This window comes from Pedococcus sp. P5_B7 (assembly GCF_054049895.1).
Map to the genome: position 1 here is coordinate 50,589 of NZ_JBFULM010000001.1, position 22,445 is coordinate 73,033.

The 22,445-nt window shown below is 72.3% G+C and carries 24 protein-coding genes; 8 read left to right on the forward strand and 16 right to left on the reverse strand.

What is annotated here, in order from left to right; genetic code table 11:
* Positions 1 to 83 precede the first annotated feature (83 nt).
* Both ACXJKD_RS00265 and fahA read left to right on the forward strand, forming a co-directional pair.
* On the forward strand, positions 84 to 938 hold the full coding sequence (locus tag ACXJKD_RS00265; RefSeq protein ID WP_457252327.1) for a hypothetical protein: 855 nt from the start codon (positions 84 to 86) through the stop codon (positions 936 to 938).
* 1 nt (position 939) lies between these two features.
* Entirely contained in the window at positions 940 to 2,220 is a 1,281-nt protein-coding gene (fahA, locus tag ACXJKD_RS00270; RefSeq protein ID WP_457252328.1) for a fumarylacetoacetase, read from the forward strand.
* A 102-nt stretch (positions 2,221 to 2,322) separates the two neighbouring features.
* Here the strand turns inward: fahA and ACXJKD_RS00275 are convergent, their stop codons facing one another.
* Together ACXJKD_RS00275 and hppD are read right to left on the reverse strand one after the other, a co-directional pair.
* Positions 2,323 to 3,234, reverse strand: a complete 912-nt coding sequence (locus tag ACXJKD_RS00275) for an RDD family protein (RefSeq protein WP_457252329.1) — start codon at positions 3,232 to 3,234, stop codon at positions 2,323 to 2,325.
* Positions 3,235 to 3,383: 149 nt separating this feature from the next.
* The gene (gene hppD / locus ACXJKD_RS00280) at positions 3,384 to 4,604 is read right to left on the reverse strand and encodes a 4-hydroxyphenylpyruvate dioxygenase (RefSeq protein ID WP_457252330.1); all 1,221 of its coding nucleotides are present in this window, start codon (positions 4,602 to 4,604) and stop codon (positions 3,384 to 3,386) included.
* A 108-nt stretch (positions 4,605 to 4,712) separates the two neighbouring features.
* Between hppD and ACXJKD_RS00285 the strand changes: the two genes are divergently transcribed.
* Positions 4,713 to 5,189 (forward strand): Lrp/AsnC family transcriptional regulator, encoded by a 477-nt coding sequence (locus ACXJKD_RS00285; RefSeq protein ID WP_457252331.1) that lies wholly within the window; start codon positions 4,713 to 4,715, stop codon positions 5,187 to 5,189.
* A 60-nt stretch (positions 5,190 to 5,249) separates the two neighbouring features.
* On the opposite strand, the gene ACXJKD_RS00290 is transcribed toward ACXJKD_RS00285, so the two are convergent.
* The 11 genes from ACXJKD_RS00290 to ACXJKD_RS00340 form a co-directional block, all read right to left on the reverse strand.
* A complete protein-coding gene (locus ACXJKD_RS00290) occupies positions 5,250 to 5,459 on the reverse strand; it encodes a dodecin (RefSeq protein ID WP_056923837.1) in 210 nt (69 codons plus the stop codon).
* An 85-nt stretch (positions 5,460 to 5,544) separates the two neighbouring features.
* A complete protein-coding gene (locus ACXJKD_RS00295; RefSeq protein WP_457252332.1) occupies positions 5,545 to 5,940 on the reverse strand; it encodes a hypothetical protein in 396 nt (131 codons plus the stop codon).
* 78 nt (positions 5,941 to 6,018) lie between these two features.
* Complete coding sequence (locus tag ACXJKD_RS00300) at positions 6,019 to 7,770, reverse strand: DEAD/DEAH box helicase (RefSeq protein WP_457252333.1); 1,752 nt, start codon at positions 7,768 to 7,770, stop codon at positions 6,019 to 6,021.
* 145 nt (positions 7,771 to 7,915) lie between these two features.
* Positions 7,916 to 8,902, reverse strand: coding sequence for a zinc metalloprotease (locus ACXJKD_RS00305; RefSeq protein ID WP_457252334.1), 987 nt, complete (start codon positions 8,900 to 8,902; stop codon positions 7,916 to 7,918).
* Between the two features lie 183 nt (positions 8,903 to 9,085).
* Positions 9,086 to 9,397, reverse strand: a complete 312-nt coding sequence (locus ACXJKD_RS00310) for a DUF3039 domain-containing protein (RefSeq protein WP_457252335.1) — start codon at positions 9,395 to 9,397, stop codon at positions 9,086 to 9,088.
* A 42-nt stretch (positions 9,398 to 9,439) separates the two neighbouring features.
* Positions 9,440 to 9,991, reverse strand: coding sequence for a YqgE/AlgH family protein (locus ACXJKD_RS00315; RefSeq protein WP_457252816.1), 552 nt, complete (start codon positions 9,989 to 9,991; stop codon positions 9,440 to 9,442).
* A gap of 124 nt (positions 9,992 to 10,115) precedes the next feature.
* A complete protein-coding gene (locus tag ACXJKD_RS00320; protein ID WP_457252336.1) occupies positions 10,116 to 12,422 on the reverse strand; it encodes a DEAD/DEAH box helicase in 2,307 nt (768 codons plus the stop codon).
* A gap of 214 nt (positions 12,423 to 12,636) precedes the next feature.
* A complete protein-coding gene (locus tag ACXJKD_RS00325) occupies positions 12,637 to 13,068 on the reverse strand; it encodes a VanZ family protein (protein WP_457252337.1) in 432 nt (143 codons plus the stop codon).
* Positions 13,061 to 14,515 carry a malic enzyme-like NAD(P)-binding protein gene (locus ACXJKD_RS00330; RefSeq protein WP_457252338.1) on the reverse strand — a complete coding sequence of 485 codons (1,455 nt, stop codon included), beginning with the start codon at positions 14,513 to 14,515 and terminating at the stop codon, positions 13,061 to 13,063. Before ACXJKD_RS00330 ends, ACXJKD_RS00325 begins: the two co-directional genes overlap by 8 nt.
* A gap of 17 nt (positions 14,516 to 14,532) precedes the next feature.
* The gene (locus ACXJKD_RS00335) at positions 14,533 to 14,985 is read right to left on the reverse strand and encodes a hypothetical protein (protein ID WP_457252339.1); all 453 of its coding nucleotides are present in this window, start codon (positions 14,983 to 14,985) and stop codon (positions 14,533 to 14,535) included.
* Positions 14,985 to 15,704, reverse strand: a complete 720-nt coding sequence (locus ACXJKD_RS00340) for a class I SAM-dependent methyltransferase (RefSeq protein ID WP_457252340.1) — start codon at positions 15,702 to 15,704, stop codon at positions 14,985 to 14,987. Before ACXJKD_RS00340 ends, ACXJKD_RS00335 begins: the two co-directional genes overlap by 1 nt.
* A gap of 23 nt (positions 15,705 to 15,727) precedes the next feature.
* Between ACXJKD_RS00340 and ACXJKD_RS00345 the strand changes: the two genes are divergently transcribed.
* A complete protein-coding gene (locus ACXJKD_RS00345) occupies positions 15,728 to 16,369 on the forward strand; it encodes an SIMPL domain-containing protein (protein ID WP_457252341.1) in 642 nt (213 codons plus the stop codon).
* Positions 16,370 to 16,371: 2 nt separating this feature from the next.
* Entirely contained in the window at positions 16,372 to 16,743 is a 372-nt protein-coding gene (trxA, locus tag ACXJKD_RS00350; protein WP_457252342.1) for a thioredoxin, read from the forward strand.
* 10 nt (positions 16,744 to 16,753) lie between these two features.
* Here trxA and ACXJKD_RS00355 read toward each other — a convergent pair whose 3' ends face one another.
* From ACXJKD_RS00355 to ACXJKD_RS00365, 3 genes are all read right to left on the reverse strand, one after another.
* Positions 16,754 to 17,131, reverse strand: coding sequence for a hypothetical protein (locus tag ACXJKD_RS00355; RefSeq protein WP_457252343.1), 378 nt, complete (start codon positions 17,129 to 17,131; stop codon positions 16,754 to 16,756).
* Between the two features lie 70 nt (positions 17,132 to 17,201).
* Positions 17,202 to 18,899 (reverse strand): CDP-alcohol phosphatidyltransferase, encoded by a 1,698-nt coding sequence (locus tag ACXJKD_RS00360; RefSeq protein WP_457252344.1) that lies wholly within the window; start codon positions 18,897 to 18,899, stop codon positions 17,202 to 17,204.
* Entirely contained in the window at positions 18,896 to 19,732 is an 837-nt protein-coding gene (locus ACXJKD_RS00365; protein ID WP_457252345.1) for a CDP-alcohol phosphatidyltransferase family protein, read from the reverse strand. Before ACXJKD_RS00365 ends, ACXJKD_RS00360 begins: the two co-directional genes overlap by 4 nt.
* Before the next feature lie 91 nt (positions 19,733 to 19,823).
* Here ACXJKD_RS00365 and ACXJKD_RS00370 point away from each other — a divergent pair, with 91 nt between their 5' ends.
* Genes ACXJKD_RS00370 through ACXJKD_RS00380 form a run of 3 tightly spaced genes read left to right on the forward strand, consistent with a single transcriptional unit; the run spans position 19,824 to position 22,442 of the window.
* Positions 19,824 to 20,873 carry a zinc-dependent alcohol dehydrogenase gene (locus ACXJKD_RS00370; protein ID WP_457252346.1) on the forward strand — a complete coding sequence of 350 codons (1,050 nt, stop codon included), beginning with the start codon at positions 19,824 to 19,826 and terminating at the stop codon, positions 20,871 to 20,873.
* A gap of 5 nt (positions 20,874 to 20,878) precedes the next feature.
* Positions 20,879 to 21,277 (forward strand): 6-pyruvoyl trahydropterin synthase family protein, encoded by a 399-nt coding sequence (locus ACXJKD_RS00375; RefSeq protein WP_457252347.1) that lies wholly within the window; start codon positions 20,879 to 20,881, stop codon positions 21,275 to 21,277.
* A gap of 10 nt (positions 21,278 to 21,287) precedes the next feature.
* Complete coding sequence (locus tag ACXJKD_RS00380; protein ID WP_457252348.1) at positions 21,288 to 22,442, forward strand: glycosyltransferase family 4 protein; 1,155 nt, start codon at positions 21,288 to 21,290, stop codon at positions 22,440 to 22,442.
* Positions 22,443 to 22,445 lie beyond the last annotated feature (3 nt).

The following is a 22,445-nucleotide window of genomic DNA, read 5'->3' on the forward strand; positions in this document are numbered from 1 at the left end:
GCCGAGCATGGCACGACTGGCCGCCACCCCGACACCTCGGGCTGCCGGGAGCGCCGGCCGGAGTCGCGGGTAGCCTCACGGCCATGACATCGCTGTCGGAGGCCGCGGCCGACCGCCCGGCCGAGCCGGCCCTGTTCGCCGGCCTCGTCGACGACGCCGCCGTCTTCCCGCCGGGCAACGCACCACTCGCGGATGCCGTGCGGCTCCACCGCGTCCACCGCGCGAGCCGGTATGCCGCGTGCGTGGGTCCGCTCCTCGTCCCCGCCTCGGCTGCCCCCGACCTCGCCGGGCTGCTCGACGGGGAACCGCTGCGGGTCGGGGTCATCGGGCGGCCCCGCACGCCGGCCACCGACGTGGCCGACGCGGTGGCGCTCCTGCGGCAGACCCCCGGTGTCGAGGTCACGGGGGTGGAGCTCGGCTGGACACCCGACTGGCGGGCCACGGACTTCGCCGGGCTCCCCCGCACCCTCGAGGTGCCGCGCGGCGCCCAGCAGGAGGCGGCCGTCGCCGACATCGCCGCCGATGCCTCCGATTCCGTTGTCCTGCAAGCAAAGTTCCGATCCGGCGCGACTGACACCTGGGCGTGGCCCGACGAGACAGAGCTCGCGACGTTCGTCCGCAACGCCATCGACCACGACCTCGGCTTCAAGCTGACCGGCGGACTGCACCACGTCGTCCGCGGCACCCACGACGGCCAGGAGCAGCACGGCCTGCTCAACGTCCTGGCGGCGGTCCGCTGGGCGCTCAACGGCGAGGAGGTCGATGAGCTGGTGCCCCTCCTGGCCGAGCGCGACCCGGACGCCCTCGTCCCCCAGATCACCCGCATGAGTGCCGCCGACGCGGCCATCGTGCGGGCCTTCTTCACGGCATACGGCTGCTGCGAGGTCACCGACCCGCTCGGCGAGCTGATCACCCTCGGCCTCATCCAAGGAGCCTGACGTGTCCTCCCCCTCGACGCCTGTCGCCACCACCGCGCCCGCCCAGACCTGGCTCGACCTGCCTGCCGACCACCCGTTCGGTGTCGCGCACCTGCCCTACGGCGTCTTCTCGACCACGAAGACGGCACCACGCGTCGGGGTGCGGATCGGTGACTGGGTGCTCGACGCCAGCGAGGTCGCGCGGATCGGCCGGGACGCCTACGGCGTCGGCGAGGGCCCCGACCTCACCGCGGCGTGGGAACGGCCCAGCCTCAACGCATTCCTCGACCTGGGCCACGAGGCCTGGGCGGTCGCCCGCGCGTGGCTGGTCGAGATCCTCACCGACGACGTCCACGAGGAGGGGGTGCGCCCCCACCTCGTGCCGCTCGCCGACGTCACCCTGCACCTGCCGATCGAGGTGGCCGACTACGTCGACTTCTACGCGAGCGAGCACCACGCCACGAACGTCGGGCGCATCTTCCGCCCCGACTCCGCGCCGCTCACCCCCAACTGGAAGCACCTGCCGATCGGCTACCACGGTCGCTCCGGGACGGTCGTCGTGTCGGGGACCGACCTCGTGCGGCCCCAGGGGCAGCGCAAGGCCCCGAGCGACCCGGCGCCGACCTTCGGACCGAGCCGCAAGCTCGACATCGAGGCCGAGCTGGGCTTCGTCGTGGGCGGCGGCACCATCCTCGGCGAGCCGGTCGACGTCGGCCTCGCCGCCGAGCAGCACCTCTTCGGAGTCGTCCTGCTCAACGACTGGAGCGCCCGCGACCTCCAGGCATGGGAGTACGTGCCACTGGGGCCGTTCCTCGGCAAGTCCTTCGGCACGTCGATCAGCGCCTGGGTCACGCCGATGGCCGCCCTGACGTCGGCCCGGGTGCCGCTGCCCGGCCAGGACCCCGAGCCGCTCCCCTACCTGCGGGGTGGAGCCGACGCGGTGTTCGGGCTCGACCTGCACCTCGAGGTGGAGTGGAACGGCACCGTCGTCGCCCGACCCGAGTCCCGCGACCTGTACTGGTCGCCGGCCCAGATGCTGGCGCACCTGTCGGTCAACGGCGCGTCGATCCGCAGCGGCGACCTCTTCGGCTCGGGCACCATCTCCGGCGCCGCGAAGGGCACCCGCGGCAGCTTCCTCGAGCTCTCCTGGAACGGCACCGAGCCGGTGCAGCTCGCGGACGACAGCGAGCGCACCTTCCTCGAGGACGGCGACACGGTCGTGCTGCGGGCGTGGGCGACCGGCACCGACGGTGCCCGCATCGAGCTGGCTGAGGTCAGCGGCACGATCCTCCCCGCGCGCTGACCCGCAGCACGGGTCCGCGCCGGGTCCCCACGGCGTCGCTACCCCATGCAAAAGGCGAGTTAGCGCCGCGTGGTTGCGGCGCTAACTCGCCTTTTGCATGAGTCAGCGTCGGGGCTGTTTGCCCACCACGACGTTGGTCCCGGCGAGCTTGTCGTGCAGGGCCTGCTTGCGCTCGTCCCAGGCCGGCCACAGGAGGTCGACCAGGGCCGCGAGCGAGAACAGGTTGCCGACCAACGGGATGTTGCCCAGCAGGCTGAGCCCGGCCTGGACTGAGGTGCGCTTGGCCGCATCCGCGACGGACAGGACGCCGGGCCGGTCGCGCAGCCGCACGCTGATGCCGACCGCTGCCTTGCCGGGCGTGGCGCCGGTGCGGCTGAGGAAGAACACGGCATACGCGAAGGTGACGACGGCGGCGATGAGGCCGAACGCGAGGATGTAGCCGAAGTTGACGTTGTCGGCCGTGATCCGGTCGAAGGCGCCCGGGTCCCCGGAGTCCATCGCCGTGCTCAGCTCGTCCCACACGGGCTCGAAGCCCTTGAACAGGAACCAGCCACCGAGCACCAGCATCAGCACGAACTGGATGATGCCGTCGATGATGAACGCGCCGACGCGCTGCCAGTAGCTCGCCAGCGGCTGGCCGTCGGGCGTGGTCGCCACGCGCTGCGCGCCGCCGTAGGTCGGGGCGTTCCAGCCACCCTGCTGTGCGCCGGGGAACTGCGGGTGCTGCTGACCGGGCTGGGGCGGGGGTGGGGCCTGCCAGCCACCGGCCGCGGGCGGCTGCCCCTGCACCTGACCCACCTGCGCTCCCGGCTGCGCCTGGGGCCCACCCTGGCCCGGGTACTGCGGCGGGTGGCCCTGACCCGGGAACTGCTGCTGGCCGGGCTGCGCCGCCCCTGAGGCGGGCCTCGTCGAGCGGGGCGTCGTGTGCTTGCTCCAGACCACGCCGTCGAAGTACCGCAGCTGGGTGTCGTCCTCGGGGTCGTCGTACCAGCCGGGAGTCGTGGGCGTGCTCATGCCGCAAGCCTCTCACGCGCTGAGGAGGGTTTCTCCCACGACCGGTCCGCGGCCCTGCCACCACCACGACAGGGCGGGTATGCCGGGTGGTGACCACCCGGCATACCCGCCCTGTCGTGCGGTGCGGCGTCGCGCCGCAGGCCTCAGGCTCAGAGGTTGCCGCGGGCGTCCTGCTCACGCTCGATGGCCTCGAACAGCGCCTTGAAGTTGCCCTTGCCGAAGCCGAGGGAGCCGTGCCGCTCGATGATCTCGAAGAACACCGTCGGGCGGTCGCCGAGGGGCTTGGTGAAGATCTGCAGGAGGTAGCCGTCCTCGTCACGGTCGACCAGGATCTTGCGCTTCTGCAGCTCCTCGATCGGGGCCCGCACCTCGCCGATGCGGGCGCGCAGCTCGTCGTCCTCGTAGTAGGAGTCGGGGGTGTCGAGGAACTCCACGCCGTTGGCGCGCAGCTCGTCGACGGTGCGCAGGATGTCGTTGGTGGCCAGCGCGAGGTGCTGGGCGCCCGGGCCGTTGTAGAACTCGAGGTACTCGTCGATCTGGCTCTTGCGCTTGGCGATAGCGGGCTCGTTGAGCGGGAACTTGACCCGGTGGTTGCCGTTCGCGACGACCTTGGACATCAGCGCGGAGTAGTCGGTGGCGATGTCGTCGCCGACGAACTCGGCCATGTTCACAAAGCCCATGACCTTGTTGTAGAAGGTCACCCACTCGTCCATCTTGCCGAGCTCGACGTTGCCGACGATGTGGTCGAGGGCCTGGAAGAGGCGCTTGGGGGCACCCTCTCGCTTGACCCAGGTGGACGTCCTCGCGACGTAGCCCGGCAGGTAGGGGCCGTCGTAGCGCGAGCGGTCGACGAGGGTGTGGACCGTCTCTCCGTAGGTCGCGATCGAGGCGATCCGCACCGTGCCGTGCTCGTCGGTGACGTCCTCGGCCTCACGGACCACGCGGGCGCCGGCGCGCTTGGCCTGGGCCACACACTTGTCGACGTCGGGCACCTCGAGCGAGATGTCGACGACGCCGTCGCCGTGCTTGGCGTGGTGGGCGATGAGCGGGCTGTCGGGGCTGACCGCGCCATTGATGACGAAGCGGATCGAGCCCGACTTGAGGACGAACGACTTGTGGTCGCGCTGGCCGTTCTCGGGGCCGCTGTAGGCGACGAGCTCCATGCCCCACGCGGACTGGTAGTAGTGCGCGGTCTGGCTCGCGTTGCCGACGACGAAGACGATCGAGTCCCAGCCGGTGACCGGGAACGGGTCCTTGCTCTCGTCGTACTCGACGAGGCCGACGAGCTGCTTGAGCTGCTCGAGGTCGAGGTTGGCCTCGCGCTCCTGCGGCGTCAGGTCCAGGGCGGTGTCCGTGGCGTGAGTGGTCATGCGTGCAGGGTGCCGGGCCCGGGCCGTGGTGTGCAACCGTGGCCTGATGGGCTGCACACTCTGCGCAGACTGTTGGTCATACCCGGCCCAACAGTGGACAATGTGCCCATGAACCTGGACGAGCTCGATGGCCGGCTGATCACCCTGTTCAGCGAGCAGCCGCAGATCGGGGTGCTCGGCGCCTCGCGCCAGCTCGGCGTGGCCCGCGGCACGGTGCAGGCCCGGCTCGACCGGCTGGTGCAGCACGGGGTGATCCGGTCGTGGGCGCCGCAGATCGACGCCGCGGCGATGGGCTACCCCGTGTCGGCGTTCTGCACCCTGGAGATCCGCCAGGGGCGCGGCCACACCCCCGTCGTCGACCACCTCTCCGGCATCCCCGAGGTGCTGGAGGCGCACACCATCACCGGCTCGGGTGACCTGTTCATCCACATCGTCGCGCGCGACAACGCCGACCTCCAGCGGGTCATCGACGCGGTGGTCGACGACGAGCACGTGATCCGCGCGAACACGGCGATCTCGCTGGCCACCCGCATCCCGCTGCGCACCCTCCCCCTGGTCCGCGCCGCCTCGACGGCTCGGGCCTGACTGCTCAGTCGTCGAGGCGGAAGCCTGACTGCTCAGTCGTCGAGGCGGAAGCGGAACTGCTCAGTCGTCGAGGCGGAAGCCGAGCTTGACGGTCACCTGCCAGTGCGCGACTGCTCCGTCGGCGATCTGTCCACGGACGCTCTGTACCTCGAACCAGTCGAGGTTGCGCACCGTCTTGGCAGCCTGGGTGACGGCGTTGCCGACGGCCGCCTCGATGCCGTCGGGCGAGGTGCCGACGACCTCGGAGATGGAGTACACGTGGTTGGCCATGGCCTGCTCCGTCCTCGGCGGCCGGGCGGCGCCGTTGCCGTCACGCTAGTCCCGTGCGCGACACCCGGCCAGACGGCGACCCTGCCTAGACCGCGGCGAACGCGTCGGGGTCGGTGCTCAACCGCGCGCGGAACGCGTTGTCGAGGGCGGCGTCGTCCTCGATGGCCGCGTCGTAGTGGTCATCCGACGACAGGTCGAGCGCGCTCGCCCGGTCGGGGTCGTCGAGGGCGCCCTCGGCGATCGCGCGCCGCACCGCGGCGATGGCCTCGGAGGCGGCCGGCACGTGCAGCCAGCGGTAGCCGGCCTCAGCGGCATCCAGCTCCTCGTCGGTCATGCTCTGGACCGCGTCGAGGACACCATCCGACATCGCCGAGCTGTGCAGTCGCAGCGCAGCGGCGAGCGCCTTGTCCCCCTCGCCGGGGGTCGAGCCGCCGGCCTCCAGTGCAGCGCGGTTCCAGATGGTGTCAGCCAGCTCGTCCATGACCGCAGCATGTCACCTGTTCCCGCTGACGTCCCGCAGAACACCCGCTCCTGGACGTCGCGTCGAAGCCGGGACCGGTCAGCGGCGGCCGACGAACCAGGCCCGGATCTTCTCGACCCGTGCGACGACCTGCTCCGAGGTGGCCTCGTCGAGAGCAGGGCCACCACAGGCCCGGCGCAGCTCGTGGTGGACCACCCCGTGCGGGGTGCCCTTCTTGCGGGCGTAGGCCGCGACCAGCTTGTTGAGCTCCTGGCGCTGGGCCGCGAGCGCCCGGTGCGCCGACACCGGCGCCTCCACCTTGCGCGGGCGGCGGGTGCTCTGGGCGGTCTGCCGCTCCTGGAGCAGCACCGCCATCTGGTCCGGCTCGAGCAGCCCCGGCAGACCGAGGTACTCCTGCTCCTCCTCCGACCCGGTGACCGCGTTGAGCCCGAACTGCTTCGCGTCGAACAGCACGTGGTCGAACTCGGCGTCGGACTCCAGCGCCTCGAAGGCCATCTGGTCGACGTCCGGGGTGCGCGCCGTGCGGTTGGCGGCGTCGACGAGGGCGTCCTCCTCGGCCCACATCGACGCAGCACTGTCGTCCTTGGCCACCCGGTCGAGGGCGTGGTCGCGCTCGTCCTCGAGCCGGGCCGCGTGCTCGAGGATGACCGGCACCGACGGCAGGAAGACCGAGGCGGTCTCGCCGCGACGGCGCGCGCGCACGAAGCGCCCCACCGCCTGGGCGAAGAACAGCGGCGTCGAGGTCGAGGTGGCGTAGACGCCGACGCAGAGCCGGGGCACGTCGACCCCCTCGGAGACCATCCGCACCGCGACCATCCACCGCGACTCGCTCGAGGCGTACTGCTCGATCCGGGCCGACGAGCCGGCATCGTCGGAGAGCACCAGCGTGGGGCTCTCCCCGGTGATGGACTCGAGGATCTTGGCGTAGGCGCGGGCCGCCGTCTGGTTGGAGGCGATCACGAGGCCCCCGGCATCGGGCACGCCCCGACGGACCTCGGTCAGGCGCTTGTCCGCCGCGGCGAGCACCGACGGGACCCACTCGCCCTTGGGGTCCAGCGCGGTCCGCCAGGCCTGCGCCATGGAGTCCTTGGTCAGCATCTCCCCGAGGCGGGCCGCGATCTCGTCGCCGGCCTTGGTGCGCCACCGCATGGCGCCTCCGTAGGCGAGGAAGAGCACCGGTCGGACGACACCGTCACGCAACGCCTCGGCATACCCGTAGGTGTAGTCGGCCGACGAGCGGCGGATGCCGTCGGCATCCTCCGCGTAGGTGACGAACGGGATGGGTGAGGTGTCGGAGCGGAACGGGGTGCCGGTGAGCGCGAGCCGGCGGGTGGCGGGCTCGAACGCCTCACGGATCGCGTCGCCCCACGACAGGGCGTCGCCGCCGTGGTGGATCTCGTCGAGGATCACCAGGGTCGGCGCCGCCTCGGTGCGCGTGCGGTGCAGCGCGGGCTTGCTCGCCACCTGCGCGTAGGTCAGCGCCACGCCGTCGTACTCGCTGGAGTGCCGGGCCGAGGAGTTGGAGAACCGCGGGTCGATGTGGATGCCGACCCGCGCGGCCGCCTCGGCCCACTGGGTCTTGAGGTGCTCGGTGGGCGCGACGATCGTCACGGCCGAGATGGTGCCGCGGCCGAGCAGCTCGGTGGCCAGGCGCAGGGCATAGGTCGTCTTGCCGGCGCCTGGGGTCGCGACCGCGAGGAAGTCCCGTGGGTCAGCGCGCAGGTATGCCGTGAGCGCAGCCTGCTGCCAGGCGCGCAGCTTGTCGGCCGTGCCCCACGCCGCCCGCTCCGGGAAGGCTGGTGACAGGTGCGAAGCGGCTGCGGTACTCATGGGACCGGCCACGTTATCCGTTGTCGCAAAACGACATGCCGAGGCCCCGGCGTCTCCGCCGGGGCCTCGGTGGTGTGCTAGGCCGTGGGGGTCACGTCCAGGGCACGGGTGGGCTGCTCAGCCGCGGGAGGTCAGCCGCGGGAGGTCAGCCGCGGTAGGTCAGCCACTGGTTCTGCATGCGGGTGGTCTGACCAGGCGTGAAGGTGTTCATGCACGCGTCGTCCGTGTAGTCCATGAAGTTCTTGATCGGGTCCAGGCCGGTGGCCGCGCAGGTGTCACGACCGGTCGGGCACCCGAACGCCGGGGAGGCCTCGGCCGGGGTGTCGCTCACGGAGTCGCCGCCCGAGCAGCCGCCCTGGAAGGTGTGGTAGAGCCCGACCCAGTGGCCGACCTCGTGGGTCGCCGTGTCGCCCTGGTTGTACGGCGCGAGGCTGCCGCCGGGGATGCTGCGGTAGTCGAGCACCACACCGTCGAGGGTGGTGTTGTTCGTGGACGGGAACTGCGCGTAGCCCAGCGTGCCGTCGGAGAACGTCGTCGAGTAGATGTTCAGCGCGGCCTTGGTGCCCTTGTGGAGGGCCGTCTTCATCGCCTTGGCGTCACTCGGCTCCTGGCCGCTGGCGGGGAAGGCGATGCTGTACCAGTCGCTGTTCGTCGTGGTCTCCGTGCCGGCGAGGGTGAACGAGAAGCTCGACGAGGCATAGGCGTTGTTGAGGACGTTCAGCTGGCTCTGGATCTGCGTCGTCGTGAGCTTGCCGCTCGTGCCGTTGGTGATCACGTGCCAGTAGACGCTGACCGTGGTCGCGGCGAAGGCGGGCGTGGTCGGCCCCGGCTTCCTGGTGCTGGTGTGGCCCAGCTTGCCGCTGGCCGTGGGCGCCAGGCCCTTGGCGGCAGCGGCGCTGCGGTAGGCGGCCTCCATGCGGTCGACCTGGGCCTGGCTGAACTCGTGCGGGTCGACGCGGTTGCCGCCCTTGGCGGAGCGCGCGGTGTTGACGGCGTCGGTGTGGGTCGCGCAGTCCGCGGCGACCGTGGCCTCCCCGGCCATCGGCTGGGCGACGGCGCTGCCCTGGCCGAGTCCGAGGGCGACGGCTCCCAGCATGAGGGAGGAGAGTGCGATTCGAGAGCGAAGCTTCATGGGCGTCCTTTCGAGGTGCCTCCCTCCGGGTTCGGTGGGTGGCTCGACCTCGCACGCTAGGAGCCCGATGCCCTGTCCCCGGGTCAGGGGAGGCAGGCGCAGGTAAAGACTCGTTCAGGCTTTCGGTGGGTGGGAACCCCTGTGCCGCGGCGGACGTCGGTGACCCCCACCTGCCGACTCAGGTCACTCGCCGCCGTCCTGCGGCGCCCGCAGACCTTCGTAGATCTCCTTGCACGTGGGGCAGACCGGGAACTTCTTCGGATCGCGTCCGGGCACCCACACCTTGCCGCAGAGCGCGACGACCGGGTCACCCGACAAGGCGCTCTCGAGGATCTTCTCCTTGCGCACGTAGTGCGAGAACCGCTCGTGGTCGCCCGGCTCCTGCAGCTGCTCCTCGACCTGCTCGCGCTCGAGCACGGCGGTCGTCGTGGAGGGCCGGGAGGGCTGGGCCTCGGGGGCCAGCGGGTCGTCCAGGGGGATCTGGGGCTCGCTCATCCAGCGATTGTATGCCGCGTGCCCGGCGCCGTTTCCAGGCGCTCAGTTCATCTCGGGGTCGGTCGGGAAGGTCGCCACGAAGGCGAGGTGGTCGCGCTGGCGCCGCAGCACCCGCGCCCACAGCTGCTCCGGGTCGGCGTCGAACGCGTCGCGCCCCTCGGACTCCACGACGTACCAGCTCCCCGCACGCACCTCGTCCTCGAGCTGCCCCGACGACCACCCGGCATACCCGGCGAAGATCCGCAGGCCGGCCACCTCGGGGACCACGATCGCGGGTGGGGTGTCGAGGTCGACGAGACCGAGCCCCCTGAACAGCCGCTTCACCCCGAGCGGCTCGACGTCGCCCGGGACCGTGACCAGACCGAGGGCACTGTCGAGACCGACCGGGCCCCCCTCGAAGAGCACCGACGGTGCGGTCGCGTGGGCCTGCCAGTCCGGCAGCACCGCATCGACGCGGGCATCCATCGGACGGTTGAGCACGACACCCTGGGCGCCCTCGTCGTCGTGGTGGAGGATCAGGACGACACTGCGGCAGAACACGCCCTCCTCGATCTGGGGGGTCGCGACGAGCAGGCTGCCCGACAGGTCCGTCATCTCCACGGGTCCATTCTGCCTGCCGACGCCAGAGCCCCGGTCGCGGGGACCGGGGCTCTGGCCGTTCAGATGATGCGTCGTTCGGGTGGTGCGTCGTTCAGGTGCTGCGCGTTCGGGAGACCGATCAGCCGCGGGCAGCGCGCGAGTAGCTGCCGCGCTCGCCCCGCGAGCCGCCGGAACGGTCGTCACGGTAGGAGCGGTTGCCACCCTGGCGCGGACCACGGGGGCCACCGCCACGGGGACCACCGGACGGGCGACCGCCGCTGCGCTTCGGGCCGTCGAGCACCCGACGGACCTGGTCCTCGGGGACCGGGATGCCGCTGGGGGTGACGGCGCCGGTCGCCGCGAGGCGGTCGTCGCCGGGGACGGCCTTGGTCGGCATCGCGTCGATGCCGGCCTCGCGGGCCATCCGCTCCATGGTGCGCCGCTGGTGCGGGAGCGCCAGGGTCACGACCGTGCCCTTGTCGCCGGCGCGGGCCGTGCGGCCCGAGCGGTGCAGGTAGTCCTTGTGGTCGGCCGGCGGGTCGACCTGGAGGACGACCGAGACGTCGTCGACGTGGATGCCGCGGGCGGCGACGTCGGTGGCCACCAGGACCGGCAGGCTGCCGTCCCGGAAGGCCCCGAGGACACGGTTGCGCGCGCCCTGGTTCAAGCCACCGTGCAGCGCGGCAGCGAAGACGCCCTGCTCGCGCAGCTGGAGGGCCACGCGGTCGGCGCCGAGCTTGGTCCGCACGAAGACGACGGTGCGGCCCGCCCGGTTGGCGACCTCGGCGGTGATCGTCTTCTTGTGCATCGGGTCGATGAGCAGCACGTGGTGCTCCATCGTGGTGACCGAGGCCTTGGCGTCGTCGGTGGAGTGCGTCTTGGGGTCGGTGAGGTAGCCCTCGACGAGCTTGTCGACGCCCTTGTCCAGGGTGGCCGAGAACAGCATCCGCTGGCCACCGGCAGGCATCTGGTCGAGGATCGCGGTGACCTCGGGCATGAAGCCCATGTCAGCCATGTGGTCGGCCTCGTCGAGGACGGCGATCTGGATGTCGCGCAGCTGCACGGCGTCCCGCTCGATGAGGTCCTTGAGGCGACCCGGCGTGGCGATGAGCAGGTCGACGCCACGGTTCAGCGCGCTGATCTGCGTCGTGTAGGACAGGCCACCGGCGACGAGCTTGTGCTTCAGGCCGAGGACGTGCACGAGGGGCTCGAGCGCGTCGGACACCTGCATGGCGAGCTCGCGGGTCGGGACCAGCACGAGGGCACGGGGACGGCGCGGACGGGCCCGCTCGCCGTCGGCGAGACGGGACAGCATCGGCAGCCCGAAGGCCAGCGTCTTGCCGGAGCCGGTCTGGCCACGGCCGAGGATGTCCTTGCCGGCCAGCGCGTCCGGGATGGTCGCGGACTGGATCGGGAACGGCGTGGTGATGCCGTCACGGGCGAGCCGCTCGACGAGGCGCTCGGTCAGGCCCAGGCCGGCGAAGCCGTTGTCGGAGTCCACGGTGACGGGACCGTCGACGGTCTTGCGGGTGGCCTTGACCCAGGTGTCGGCCTCCATGCGCTCGGTCTCGGGGTCGACCTGGCTGTCGAAGCCACGGGCCGGACGGTCGCTGCGGTCGAAGCTGCGGGCCGGGCGGTCGCTGCGGTCGAAGCTGCGGGCCGGACGGTCGCTGCGGTCGAAGCTGCGGGCCGGACGGTCCGTGCGGTCGAAGCTGCGCGCGGGGCGCTCGCTGCGGTCGGTGCTGCGGGCGGGGCGATCGGTGCTGCGGGCCGGACGGTCGTCACGGTTGTAGCTGGTCACAGGGCGGTCCTCACGGTTGTACTGACGGGGACCACGGCTCTCACGACGGTCACTGGCATCACGGTCATTGCGACGAGCCGGGCGGTCGTCACGGGTGGACTCGCGGCGCTGGGGCCGGTCGTCACGGTTGAAGGTGCGAGCCGGACGGTCGTCACGGTCGAAGCTGCGGGCGGGGCGGTCGCTGCGGTCGTAGCTGCGCGGCGCACGGTCATCACGGCTGAACGAGCGGGCCGGACGGTCGGTGCGGTCGCTGCGGTCGAAGCTGCGCGGCGCACGGTCGTCACGGCTGAACGAGCGGGCCGGACGGTCGCTGCGGTCGAAGCTGCGCGGCGCACGGTCGTCACGGCTGAACGAGCGGGCCGGACGGTCGCTGCGGTCGCTGCGGTCGAAGCTGCGCGGCGCACGGTCGTCACGGCTGGACGAGCGGGCCGGACGGTCACTGCGGTCGTAACTGCGGGCCGGACGGTCCGAGCGCTCGGGGCGACGGTCAACGTCGCGAGCCGGCCGCGCGGCATACGCGGTGCCACCGGTGGGTGCGGAGGACTGGCCGCGGTGGGCCTTCTTGGGGCCCTTCTTCGCGGCAGCCTTCTGGTCTGGGGTCCAACGGGCCTTTTTGGGCGCGCCGGATCGCAGGTTCTTGGGCACAGATGTTCAACTCACTTCAGGTACTCGAGGTAGACACGTCTCGAGCCACCTGGCGAGGGCAACGAAGAAGACGAGCCTCAGGCCGCGAGGGCCCGTTGGACCGGATCAACAGTTGTCATCCGGTGGTCTGCAGTCGGAGTAGGGAATGCGTCTGTGGCGCCTGTGCCACCTGATGGCGCTGCCGAGCGCCGCCGAACTGAGCCCGAGCAGTCTATCAGCGCCGCAGCGCCCTCCCGACCACGACGGACGTGACCCCGAGCACCACGCCGGAGAGGTCCGCCACGGCGTCCCAGGCGTCGCCCGACCGGTGCGGGAGCAGGTAGTGCTGGAGCAGCTCGCTGACCGGGGCGTGCAGGGCCAGCAGCGCGACGAGGTATGCCGGGCGCACGCCGGCGAGCAGGCCCGCCACCGTGGGCGCGAGGAAGAGCAGGACGTGGGCGACCTTGTCGCTCCACGTGACCGGGCCCTGGATGTCGACCCGTGGCCAGTAGAGCGCGGCGAGGTGGGCGACGAGCAGCACCGCAAAGACCACCGCGGCGGTCCGGTGCGGTGGGCCGACGACCACGGTCGCCTCTCCCGGGTCGGCACTGAGCACGGCGCGGGTCGAGCCCGCGGAAGTCTGGTCGCCGGCCGACGAGCTAGCCAATGAACTCGGGCTCTTCGGCCATCCGACGCGTGGGAACCTGCTCCGGTGTGGTGCCGAGCACGGCCGCCTTGACCGCGGCCGCGACCACCTTCGACACGTCGGGGTGGAACACGCTGGGGATGATGTAGGCGGCGTTGAGCTCCTCCGGGTGGACGACCTCCGAGAGTGCCTTGGCGGCGGCGAGCATGACGTCCTCGTCGATCGAGGTCGAGGCCGCGTCGAGCAGACCGCGGAAGACGCCCGGGAAGACCAGCACGTTGTTGATCTGGTTCGCGAAGTCGGAGCGACCCGTGGCCACGACGGCTGCGTACTGGGCGGCGGCGATCGGGTCGACCTCGGGCTCGGGGTTGGCCATGGCGAAGACGATCGCGCCCTCGTTCATGGTCGCGATGTCGTCACCGGTGAGGATGCCCGGGGCCGAGACCCCGACGAACACGTCGGCGCCCGCGATCGCCTCCTTGAGGGTGCCGGTGACACCGCGGTGGTTGGTGTGCTCGGCCGACCAGGCCAGTGCCGGGTGCTCCCCTGAGGCGATGTCGTCGCGATCACGGTGCAGCACGCCGAACTGGTCGGCCACGACCACGTCGGTGGCGCCGGCCTTGAGCAGCAGCTTGAGGATCGCCGTGCCTGCCGCGCCCGCTCCGGACATGACCACGCGGCATTCGCTCAGCTCCTTGCCGACCACCCGCAGCGCGTTGCGCAGGGCGGCGAGGGTGACGATGGCCGTGCCGTGCTGGTCGTCGTGGAAGACGGGGATGTCGAGCTCGTCACGCAGCCGCCGCTCGATCTCGAAGCACCGGGGAGCCGAGATGTCCTCGAGGTTGATGCCGGCGAAGACCGGGCTGATCGCCTTGACGGCGCGGATGATCTCCTCGGTGTCCTGGGTGTCGAGGCAGATCGGGAACGCGTCGATGTCGGCGAACCGCTTGAAGAGGGCAGCCTTGCCCTCCATCACCGGCAGCGCCGCCAGGGGGCCGATGTTGCCCAGCCCGAGGACCGCCGAGCCGTCCGTCACCACGGCCACCGTGTTGCGCTTGATGGTGAGCCGCCGGGCGTCGGCGGGGTTCTCCGCGATGGCCATGCAGACCCGGGCGACCCCCGGGGTGTAGATGAGGGACAGGTCGTCGCGGTTGCGGATCGGCACCTTCGACTCGATCTTGAGCTTGCCGCCCAGGTGGGCGAGGAAGGTGCGGTCGGACACCTTGCCGATCTCGACGCCGTGCACGCCGCGCATCGCCGCGACGAGCTCGTCGGCATGGTCGGTGTCGCGAGCCGCGGCGGTCACGTCGACGCGGAGCCGGTCGGAACCCGACGCGGTCACGTCGAGCCCCGTGACCAGGCCGCCCCCCTTCTCGATGACCCCGGTGAGCTCGGAGACCGCGGTGGCGCGGGCCGGGAGCGTCAGCCGGACGGTGATGGAGTTGGACACGGAGGGGGCTGCGGTCATGTCCGGCATTCTCCCGATTACCGCGCGGTATGCCGAACCGGGTCCACGACGGGACTCCCCGGCCGAGCCCTCGCCAGCCGGCGGTCGACGAGGTCCTGCCCGCTCACGGCCAGCCAGCCGCACACGGCGGCCAGCGGGAGCTCGACCAGCACCGCCATCGCCAGCGCGACCCACCGCTCCCCGTGCGTGGGCGCGGTGACCACGTCGAACCACGCGTCGGCGGCGAGCAGCGCGGCGCTGGCCCCCGCCACCGCTGCGAGCCACCGCCGTCGCCGCACCGCGGCCCAACCGGTCAGGGCGAGCATCACCAGGAGGGCCAGGTCGAAGCCACCCCACGCCAGGTCGAAGTGCGCGGCGGGCGCGGTGCGCGGCAGCACGACGAACAGGTATGCCGTCCACGGCACCATGAGGGCGGCCAGTGCGGCGAGCGTCCAGCCCGCCACCGTCACGCGTCGCGCCCGCGCGCGCATCAGGGCGTCGCCGCCCGCGCCACGGCGCGCAGCAGGTAGCGCTCGTGCTCGATGTCCTTGCCCCAGAACACCGAGTCGGTCAGCTGCACGACGGTGCACTCCCCCACCAGCTCGCCCACGACGGCTGCCAGCTCCTCCGACGGCACCCCGGCGCTCCAGGGCAGGGCCGGCTTGTCGGCCGCCGCCTCGAGCCCCCAACGCCCCTCCACCAGCACCATCCGGCCACCCGGGCGCAGCAGGGCGGCCCAGCGACGCAGCGCCTCGGTCGGGTCAGGCAGCGTCCAGAGGATGTGCCGCGCGAAGACCACGTCGACGGACCCTGGCTCGAAGGGCGGGTCGCCCGCATCGCCCTGCTCGACCTCGATCGCGGCACCGAACGGCGCGGCCTTCGCCTGCGCCCGGCGCACCATCTCGGCCGACAGGTCGACCCCGCGGACCTGGTGACCCAGCTCGGCCATCAGCGCGCTCATGGTGCCCGTGCCACAGGCGAGGTCGGCCACCAGCGAGGGGGTCGTGGGCAGCCAGGTGCGCAGCAGGTCCTTCCACGCCGACCGGATGTCGGAGTCGAGCAGGCCGTGGTCGGGGTAGCTGTCGTACTCCGCCGCGAAGTCGTCCCAGTAGCGGCGGATCTCCTCGGTGGTCGTGCCGTCGGCGCTCGTGCCGTCCGCGCTCGGCCGGGCGGCGGTGACCGCTCCGGTGCTGGTCTGTTCGGTGCTCATCTGCTCCACCCTAGGCTGGTCCCATGACAGGACACAGCGGGTCGGGGGGTGGCGCTGCCCACGTCGAGGTCACCGGTTCCGGGACCGCGTCGGCCGCCCCCGACGTCGTCCGGGTGCGCGTCGGGGTGCGGTGCGAGGCCGACGACGTCACGTCAGCCCTGGCCGACGCGGGGAGCCGCGCCCAGTCCCTCGCCCAGGCGGCGCGCGACCACGGGGTCGCGGACGCCGACCTGCGCACCACGGGCACCGGGGTCCACCCCCGCCACGACCGCGAGGGGGTCACCGTCGTCGGTTACACGGCATACCAGAGCCTGTCGGTGACGGTCCGCGACCCGGCCCTGGTCGGGAGCCTCGTCGAGGCCTTCGCCGGCGCCGCCGGCAACGCCCTGACGATCGACCACCTCGGGCTCGAGCTGGCGGACTCCGCCCCCGTGCTCGCGCAGGCGCGGGAGGCGGCGTTCACCGACGCACTGGGCAAGGCGCAGCAGTATGCCGCGCTGGCCGGTCGCACGCTCGGGAAGGTTGAGCGGTTGTCCGACGTTGAGCGTGGTGGAGCCCAGCCCCGGTTCGCCATGATGGCGGCCGGCAAGGCAGCAGACCTGTCCGTCGAGCTGGGCGAGAACTCGGTGACCGCGACCGTCGTGGTCCGATGGGAGTGGACGTAGAGATGGCTAGCACGACGCTGACGGCGGAGAACTTCGAGAAGACGATCCTCGAGGGCGGCACCGTCTTCGTGGACTTCTGGGCCGAGTGGTGTGGGCCGTGCAAGCGGTTCGGACCGGTCTTCGAGAGCGCGTCCGAGCAGCACGCCGACGTCGTGTTCGGCAAGGTCGACACCGAGGCCGAGCAGGCCCTCGCGGCCGCCGCCAACATCACCTCGATCCCCATGCTGATGGGTTTCCGCGACGGCATCCTCGTCTTCGCGCAGGCCGGCGCGCTCCCCGCGACCGCGCTCGAGGACGTCATCACGCAGGTCAAGGCGCTCGACATGGACGCCGTGCGCGCCGACATCGAGTCGCAGAAGGCCACCCAGTCGTAACGACCGCAGGCTAGGCCGCTCGACTCCCGACCACGGGCCGGTGCGCCCGAGCCGCGACGAGCAGGCTGGCGCCGACGGCGATGCACACCACCTCGGAGACGGCTGCTGCGTACACGGCGAAGCCCTCCCAGTGGGAGTGCACGCCCATCAGGCCCACGGTCGTCGAGATGACGAACGCCCCCAGCGTCGACAGGCCGAAGCCGAGCGTGAGGAAGGCGGGCACCCAGTGCTGCCACGTCAGCAGCAGGATCGCGATGACGACCCCGGCCACGACGTTGACGAGGAACGCTGGGCCGACGGACTGGTCCCGCACCCCACCGAACCAGAGCTTGAGGTGGACCGCGGCCGACACGACCAGCGCGACCGCTCCCAGTGCATGCCACTTCATGTGACCTCCCTTGCCGGCCGAGCCTGGTGCCGGCCTCCACCCTTGATGACGGGCCAGCCCGCGCCGGGGTTCAGCGTGGTGCAGCGACCGGTGTGCCGGGGGTCGGGCCGAAGGCGGTGAGCACCCGGTCGCGGAACCCATCCATCCGCCAGACCGGCGCCGCCGCAGTGGGGCGCATGCCTGCCTGCCATCCCCACCCTGCGATGCGCTGGGTCACCGCGGCGTCGTGGGCGACGAGGGTGACGGGCACCCGGTGGCTCGCCCGGGGGCCCGAGACGACGGTCGAGGGCTGGTGGTCGCCGAGCAGCACCAGCACGAGGTTCGGGTCGTGGGCCCGTTGCACGAGCTGCACGAGGCTGGCGATCGAGTAGGCGACCGAGTCGGCGTAGGCCGCCCGCACCGAGGCCGGGTCGCGCCACACCTGCGCCCTGGTGGCGGCCTGGTCACGGATCGGCCCGAACACCGACCCGTCGCCGAGGGAGTCCCAGTCGACGAGCCGCGGCAGCGGTGCCCACGGGACATGGCTGGTCACGAGGTCGATCTCGGCCATCACGGGGGCGCGCGGACGGCCAGTCAGCTCACGGTCGGCGAAGGCCTTGAGGGTGTACTGGTCCGGCATGGTGGCGTAGCCGAACCGCGGCCCCGCGTACCCGACGTTGCGGGCGTCGTAGACCTGGTCGTAGTGGTAGAACGACCGCGCCTCGGGCCAGTCCTCCCGGTTCGACGGGACATCCACCACCGTGCGCCACCCGGCCCGGCCGAAGGCCCCACTCAGGGTGAGCCGGTCGCTCGCCATGAGCTGGTCGTACCGCCGCTGGCTGTCGACCCAGACCCCCGACTGCAGGGTGGAGTGGGCCAGCCAGCTGGTGCCCCCGAAGGTGGGCGAGTCCAGCCAGGCGCTCCGGGTGGAGTAGCCGGCCGCTCCGAGCGCGCTCGTGGCCCGGTCGAGCGCGGGTGCGACCCCAGCCGGTGCCGGCCGGCCCGTGACGGCGACCTCGCCATAGCTCTCGACGAAGACGAAGAGCACGTCCTGGCCGCGCAGCCCGGTCAGCAGGTCCGCCGCGGGCGCCCGCGCGAACGGATCCGTGGCCACGGCGCGGTCGAAGGTCGCCCCGTCACGCAGCGCCGCGCGCACCCTGGTCACGTGGTCGCCGACGAGCCCCACGGACGAGGTGGAGGCGAGCGGCAGTCCCGGCGCGACCTGGACCTGGGTCACGGCCGCCACCAGCCACACCGCGCCCATGACGACGAGCGCGCGAGCCCATCCGCGCGGATGCCGGTCGAGGTGTGGCTCGAGCCGGCGCACCAGGGCGCCGGTCGACCAGGGCACGACCGCGAGCAGCAGGATGACGATGGCCACGGACCCGACGAGCGCCGCCGTCGCGCCGGACGGGCCCACCGAGTCACCGAGCAGGTCGCGCGCGGACCGCAGGTAGGTCCAGTCGGCCACGAGGTCGAACGGGCGGCGCAGCGCCGTGGTGAAGCCGATGTCGAGGAGCTTCACGAGGGTCACGACACCGAGCAGGGCCCCGACGACCAGCGCCGCCCGACGGCGCCACGACCCCCGGACCACGAGGAGCAACAGCACCAGGAGGATCGGGTCGACCGGCAGCCGGAGCAGCCAGGTGAGCGGTTCGTCGGTCGGGTCGTCCGGTGCCACGAGCACCACCCACACGGCGAGGAGGGGCAACAGCGCGACCGCCAGCGCGCCGCGGCTGCGGAGTCGACTCCCCCGGCTCGCCTTGTCGATGGCGCCGGTCGAGCTCACGGAGTGGCCTGGACCCGCGGCCCGGCACCGACCTCCACCACGACGACGCTTGGCAGCACCTCCACGGGGCGCTCACCTGCACGGGTCGATCGGGTCGCCCGCGCCCGCCACAGCTCTGCGCCCTGGGTACCGAACGACCACGCGAGCAGGACGAGCGCCAGCACGGCGAGACCGACGAGCGCCGGGCGGGGCAGGACCCCGGCGGTGGCCAGGGTGAGCACGATCCCCTGCATCGCCGCAACTGCCTTGCGCCAGTAGCGCGGTGGGACCTCGCCGCCGAGCCACGGCGCAGCCCAGGTGGCCCCCACGAGCAGGTAGCGGAAGAGGCCGATGGCCACCACCCACCAGCCGAGCACCAGCGAGGCGGCGACGCTCAGGACCAGGATCAGCCAGGCGTCGACCTCCATGTCGAGCCTGGCGCCGAGCGCCGACGCCGTCCCGGTGCGTCGGGCGACCCAGCCGTCGAGGGCGTCGAGCGAGAGGGCCACGGACGCGAGCAGCACCAAGGAGGTCCGCGCGGGGTGGGCGGACGGGCCGGTCAGCGCACGGTCGAGGACCGAGCTCGTGGTCAGCGCCGCCACGACGCAGGCGAGCGTGCCGCGCGTGACCGTGACGTGGTCGGCGGGTCCGAGGCCCCGCCGACCGCGGCGGGCCAGCGCCCGCACCAGGACGACCCAGCCGACCCCAGCACACGCGACGGCGACGAGCACCCCTGCGGCTGCGGCCAACCCTGCCGACCCCGTCGGTCCGGGTGCCAGCGCCAACAGAAGGACGCCGAGCAGCGCCGACTGCGCGGCCATCGGCATCACCGGGACTGCACTCCTGCCCACCACACCTCCAGTCTCTCCAGCCTGACCCTAGGACGGCACAGCCGACCCGCCAGTTCACCCGGGCGGCATACCGGCCGATCGCTAGGGTGGGGCCGTGTCCGGGTCTGCACTCGCGTACTGGCTGACCGCACCGGGGGTGGGCGAGCTCCGGCCGGTGACGGTGCCCTCACCCCGTCCGGACGAGGTCCTCGTCCGGACCGTCAACTCCGCGGTCAGCCGAGGCACCGAGACTCTCGTCTTCGAGGGCCGGGTCCCCGAGAGCCAGTACGCCACGATGCGGGCACCCTTCCAGGAAGGGGACTTCCCCGGACCGGTGAAGTACGGGTACCTCACCGTCGGCATCGTCGAGCAGGGGCCCGCGCACCTGCGTGGCCGGCTGGTCTTCTGCCTCCACCCCCACCAGACGAGGTTTGTCGTGCCGGCCGACGCCGTCGTGGTGGTGCCCGAGGGCGTGCCTCCCGAACGGGCCGTCCTGGCGGGCACCGTCGAGACAGCGGTCAACGCCCTGTGGGACGCTGCGCCACTGGTGGGTGACCGGGTCGCGGTGGTCGGGGCAGGCATGGTCGGGTGCTGTGTCGCGCGCCTGTTGTCCGGCATCCCCGGCGTCCGCACGACGCTCGTCGACATCGACCCCTCCCGGGCCGGGGTGGCGGCTGCCCTCGGTGTCGACTTCGCGCTGGCCCCCGACGCCGGGTCGGTGCCCGGGGCCGGGTCGGCGCCCGGGGCCGGCGCTCACGACCTCGTCGTGCACACCAGCGCCACCTCCGAGGGTCTTGGGCTGTCCCTGGCCCTCCTCGCCACCGAGGGCCAGGTGGTCGAGCTCAGCTGGTACGGCGACCGCGAGGTCAGCGTCGGCCTCGGCGGGTCGTTCCACTCGGGGCGGCTCACCATCCGGGCCAGCCAGGTGGGCGCGGTGTCCCCGGCCCGGCGCTCCCGCCGCACCACCACGGACCGGCTCTCGCTCGCCCTGGACCTGTTGAAGGACCCCGCCTTCGACGCCCTCGTCACCGGGCGGTCGGCCTTCGATGAACTCCCGGCCGCCATGGCCCGTCTCTCGGACGGGAGCCTTCCGGCGATCTGCCACCTCATCACGTACGACAGCACCGACCACCACACCGACGACAGCACCGACCACCAGGGGTAGGCACCGTGTTCAGAGTGACCGTGCGGGACCACATCATGATCGCCCACAGCTTCCGCGGCGAGGTCTTCGGTCCGGCGCAGTCGCTGCACGGCGCCACCTATGTCGTCGACGCGACCTTCCACCGCGCCGACCTGGACGACGACGGCATCGTGGTGGACATCGGCCGCGCCGGTGAACAGCTCCGGGCGGTCCTGGCCGACCTCAACTACCGCAACCTCGACGAGGACCCCACCCTGACCGCCGGCAACACGACCACCGAGGCCCTGGCCAGGCTGGTCGCCGACCGCCTCGCCGCCCGCGTCCACGCCGGCGACCTGGGTGCCACGGCCTCCGGGATCAGCGCGATCACGGTGACCCTGGCCGAGTCGCCCGTGGCCTGGGCGAGCTACGAGCGCGGACTGTGAGCGCGCTGCCGTGAGGACGGTGCACGTCGTCGTCCCGGACTCTGTCGACGACCCAGCCCGTCCGAGCGGCGGCAACACCTACGACCGCCGCGTCTGCGCGGGCCTGCAGGACCTCGGGTGGGCGGTGCGCCTGCACCCGCTCCCGGGGCGCTGGCCCCATCCGGACGCGAGCAGCCTGGCCGGCCTCACCCGCACCCTGGCGTCCCTGCCGCTGGGGGCCGTGGTCCTCCTCGACGGACTGGTCGCCTCGGGGAACCCCGCCGTCCTCCTGCCAGCGGCACGGCGGCTGCGGCTCGTCGTGCTCGTGCACCTCCCGCTCGGACACCCCCTCGCGGTCGAGGCGGCCGGCCGGAGCCCGGGTGAGGCGAAGTCTGCGGCGGCCGAGGGCGAACGGCTGGTCCTCCAGGCTGCCGCAGCGGTCCTGACCACGAGCCGCTGGACGACGCACTGGCTCCTGGCCTCCTACGACCTCGACCGCAACCGGCTGCACGTGGCGAGACCGGGAGCCGACCGGACCCACCCCGCGACGGGCACCTCGTCGGGCAGCGCGCTGCTCAGCGTCGCGGCAGTGGTGCCGGCCAAGGGCCACACCGAGCTGCTCGAGGCCCTCGCGTCGTTGGGCGACCGCTCGTGGCGGCTCGTGATCGCCGGCGCCCTCGACCTCGCCCCCGACCACGTCGCTCACCTCCGCGAGAAATGCAGGGAGGCGGGCCTCACCGACCGCGTCACCTTCGCCGGCCCCTTGGCCGGCGCAGCGCTGGATCGCGAGTATGCCGCCGCCGACCTCGTCGTCGTGGCGTCACGGATCGAGACGTACGGTCTCGTCGTGACAGAGGCGCTGGCGCGAGGGCTGCCTGTGCTGTCGACCGCGGTCGGCGGCGTCGCGGAGGCCATGGGTACCGTCCCCGGCACCGGTCGCCCGGGACTCCTGGTCGACCCCGCAGGCGACGGCCTCGGGACGGCCCTGCGGTCCTGGCTCGACGACGCGACCCTGCGGGACCGGTTGCGCACGGCAGCACGCGAGCGCAGCACCACCCTGGAGCCGTGGTCGGCCACTGCACGTCGCGTCTCCGACGTGCTGTCCGAGGTCGCGGGAGGGCGCTCGCCCCAGGGCGCGGTCGGCCGGGACGAGACGCCCCACCCCGTGGACGGGGCGCTCCGGTGAACC